A 3345-nucleotide genomic window follows, 5' to 3' on the forward strand; every position below is an offset into this window, starting at 1 on the left:
TTGGTAAGGTTCTTCGCGTTGCGTCGAATTAAGCCACATGCTCCGCCGCTTGTGCGGGCCCCCGTCAATTCCTTTGAGTTTTAGCCTTGCGGCCGTACTCCCCAGGCGGGGCACTTAATGCGTTAGCTGCGGCACGGACGACGTGGAATGTCGCCCACACCTAGTGCCCACCGTTTACGGCGTGGACTACCAGGGTATCTAATCCTGTTCGCTCCCCACGCTTTCGCTCCTCAGCGTCAGTATCGGCCCAGAGATCCGCCTTCGCCACCGGTGTTCCTCCTGATATCTGCGCATTTCACCGCTACACCAGGAATTCCGATCTCCCCTACCGAACTCTAGCCTGCCCGTATCGACTGCAGACCCGGGGTTAAGCCCCGGGCTTTCACAACCGACGTGACAAGCCGCCTACGAGCTCTTTACGCCCAATAATTCCGGACAACGCTCGCGCCCTACGTATTACCGCGGCTGCTGGCACGTAGTTAGCCGGCGCTTCTTCTGCAGGTACCGTCACTTTCGCTTCTTCCCTGCTGAAAGAGGTTTACAACCCGAAGGCCGTCATCCCTCACGCGGCGTCGCTGCATCAGGCTTTCGCCCATTGTGCAATATTCCCCACTGCTGCCTCCCGTAGGAGTCTGGGCCGTGTCTCAGTCCCAGTGTGGCCGGTCGCCCTCTCAGGCCGGCTACCCGTCGTCGCCTTGGTGAGCCATTACCTCACCAACAAGCTGATAGGCCGCGGGCTCATCCTGCACCGCCGGAGCTTTCGACCCTCACAGATGCCCGTGAGGGTCAGTATCCGGTATTAGACCCCGTTTCCAGGGCTTGTCCCAGAGTGCAGGGCAGATTGCCCACGTGTTACTCACCCGTTCGCCACTAATCCCCACCGAAGTGGTTCATCGTTCGACTTGCATGTGTTAAGCACGCCGCCAGCGTTCGTCCTGAGCCAGGATCAAACTCTCCGTGAATGTTTACCCGTAATCGGGTGCACACATCACGAGAGCGGAACCACCGGAGGAATGATCCGATGGTTCACAGCGTCCTCGCTGTGTTTTCTTCAAAGGAACCTCGACCATCCGAAACCGGATGGACGGGGTATCAACATATCTGGCGTTGACTTTTGGCACGCTGTTGAGTTCTCAAGGAACGGACGCTTCCTTTGTACTCACCCTCTCGGGCTTTCCTCCGGGCTTCCCTTCGGTGTTTCCGACTCTACCAGATCTTTCCGATCCGATTTCCTCGGCGCTTTCGAGTTCCACGCTTTCGCGTTTCCCTTTCCGGCGAGTCCGACTTTATCAGAGGTTTCGGGGCGGACTTACCGGCCCTCGTTTTCCGATTTATCGGGAGGCGCTTCCGCGAAATCAGCGTTTCGTCGAGAAGCGGAAGATGCTCACTGTAGCCTTCCGGAGCTCAGACCTCGTCTCCAGGCAACTGTTCAAATCTACCTCCCCGCACGTTCCGTGTCAACGGTTCCTACGGGGCGAAGAGGAGACTAGCAGCTCACCGGGACGCTCCGCACATCAGGCGGCCATGGGCACGTCGGCGCTGCGCTCCGACGCGTCGAGGTCACCTGTCTCGCCGGCGCGTGCCGCGCGTCCGCCCACGACATAGACGTAGGCCAGGAAGGCCAGCTCGGCCACGACACCGATGGTGATGCGCGCCCAGGTGGGCAGGCCGGACGGGGTCACGAAGCCTTCGACGGCGCCGGAGACGAAGAGCACCAGGGCGAGGCCGATCGCCATGGCCAGGGCCGCGCGGCCCTCCTCCGCGAGTGCCGTGCGGCGGGTCCGCGGGCCCGGGTCGATGACCGTCCAGCCGAGCCGGAGGCCGGTCCCGGCGGCCACGAAGACGGCGGTGAGCTCCAGAAGGCCGTGCGGCAGGACGAGTCCGAGGAAGGTGTCGAGGCGGCCGGCGGAGGACATCAGGCCGAAGCCGACGCCGAGGTTGAGCATGTTCTGGAAGAGGATCCAAAGGACCGGCAGGCCCAGGAAGACGCCCAGGATCAGGCAGAGCGCCGCGGCCCAGGCGTTGTTCGTCCACACCTGGGCGGCGAAGGACGCCGCCGGGTTGCTCGAGTAGTACGTCTCGTACTGGCCGCCGGGACGGGTGAGCTCGCGCAGCTCACTGGGGGCCGCGATGGACGCCTGTACCTCGGGATGGGTGCTTATCCACCAGCCGAGCAGTGCCGCCACCGCTGTGGAGAGCAGTGCCGTGGGCACCCACCAGTGGCGTGCCCGGTAGACGGCGGCCGGGAAGCTGTGGGTCAGGAAGCGTGTGACGTCCTGCCAGGAGGCCCGGCGGGCGCCGGTCACCGCACTGCGCGCGCGTGCCACCAGTTGGCTGAGCCTGCCGGTCAGCTGTGGATCGGGAGCGGCCGACTGGATCAGGGAGAGGTGGGTCGCGGTGCGCTGGTAGAGGACGACGAGTTCGTCGGCCTCCGCGCCGGTGAGGCGGCGCTGGCGCCGGAGGAGGGCGTCGAGGCGGTCCCACTCCGCGCGGTGGGCGGAGACGAAGACGTCGAGGTCCATCGGTGTGCCTGCTCCTCGGCTGTGCGTCGACGGTCGGGTCATCAGCTTGGCAGACTGGCGGTGTTCGGGGCAGGCCAGGAAAGGGCGACGGGCGTGAGTGAGCTGGTGACGGGCGAGGCGGTGGCGCTGGAGTTGCGCCCCGCGAGGCTTCCCAGCAGGGCGCTGTCCGTCCTGCTCGATCTGGCGGCCGGCGTCGCCCTGTACATCGCGGTGACCATCGGTCTCGCGGCCGCCACGGCCTCTTTGGACGAGGCGGCGCGGACGGCCATATCGATCTCCGGGTTCATCCTGGTCCTGGTGGGCGGGCCGATCGTGGTCGAGACGCTCAGCCACGGGCGGTCGCTCGGGAAGATGGCGTGCGGTCTGCGGGTGGTGCGGGACGACGGGGGGCCGATCCGGTTCCGGCATGCGCTGGTGCGAGGGCTGATCGGTGTGATCGAGATCCTGATGACCCTCGGGGTGGTGGCCTGCGTCGCCTCGCTGGTCTCGGCGCGTGGCCGTCGGCTCGGGGACGTCTTCGCGGGGACTCTGGTCGTCCGGGAGCGGGTACCGGCCGCGCACACGGGTTTCGTGCCGCCGCCTCCGCCGTGGCTGGCCGGGCGTTTCACCGGGCTCGATCTGTCGGCGGTGCCCGATGGTCTGTGGCTCGCCGTCCGTCAGTACCTGACGCGGATGCGGCAGCTGGATCCGGCGGTCGGCTGGTCGATGGCGGAGCGGCTGGCCTCTGACCTGGCGGGGCGCACCGGGGCGCCGGTGCCGCCGGGGGTGCCGCCCGCGGCGTATCTGGCGGCGGTGTTGCAGGAGCGGCAGGTCCGGGAGGCGC

General features: G+C 66.1%; 2 protein-coding genes and 1 rRNA gene. 1 reads left to right on the forward strand and 2 read right to left on the reverse strand.

The window, feature by feature from the left end:
- Positions 1 to 962: ribosomal RNA gene (locus B9S61_RS31990) — 16S ribosomal RNA — on the reverse strand; the annotation flags it as partial.
- Positions 963 to 1514: 552 nt separating this feature from the next.
- Complete coding sequence (locus B9S61_RS32000; protein WP_103545320.1) at positions 1515 to 2522, reverse strand: stage II sporulation protein M; 1008 nt, start codon at positions 2520 to 2522, stop codon at positions 1515 to 1517.
- A gap of 93 nt (positions 2523 to 2615) precedes the next feature.
- Between B9S61_RS32000 and B9S61_RS32005 the strand changes: the two genes are divergently transcribed.
- The coding region (locus B9S61_RS32005; protein WP_103545321.1) for an RDD family protein at positions 2616 to 3345 on the forward strand (730 nt) is incomplete at its 3' end.

This window comes from Streptomyces sp. SM1, from assembly GCF_002910825.1.
Lineage (GTDB): Bacteria > Actinomycetota > Actinomycetes > Streptomycetales > Streptomycetaceae > Streptomyces > Streptomyces okerensis.

Bases quoted from the DNA above. Each gene is read 5' to 3' on its own strand.
- B9S61_RS32000 (WP_103545320.1), bottom strand. From the start codon at position 2,522: ATGGACCTCGACGTCTTCGTCTCCGCCCACCGCGCGGAGTGGGACCGC.